Annotated in this window: 1 pseudogene; it reads left to right on the top strand. The window is 39.3% G+C overall.

What is annotated here, in order from left to right:
• Positions 1 to 25 precede the first annotated feature (25 nt).
• Positions 26 to 267: pseudogene (locus tag AB4486_RS28265) on the top strand (hypothetical protein); the annotation flags it as partial.

Below are 267 nucleotides of genomic sequence, written 5' to 3'. Positions count from 1 at the left end.
TGGAGCAACAGGGTTAACGAACGTTATGGAACAAATAGGAACTCAAGCTCAGCAACATAGTTTTTTCTGTCGAACGGATATTCAAGGTTGTTACCAGAATCTTAATAAATTTAAATTGGTTGAATGGCTACATAAGCAAGACTTGACTAAGTCTATAAAACGTTTAATTACTCAGTTCTTGTTCTACCAAGTCGAGAGCGGGGGAATTTACATCAACGACCCAAGAGGAATCCCCAGGTCTTGCGGTTTATCAAGCTATATCCTTGC

Origin of the sequence: Vibrio sp. 10N.222.55.C6 (assembly GCF_041473395.1) — a bacterium.
Taxonomy (GTDB): domain Bacteria; phylum Pseudomonadota; class Gammaproteobacteria; order Enterobacterales; family Vibrionaceae; genus Vibrio; species Vibrio crassostreae_C.
Note: the sequence above shows the minus strand (reverse complement) of the source record. Positions and strands in the feature narration are given on the sequence as shown.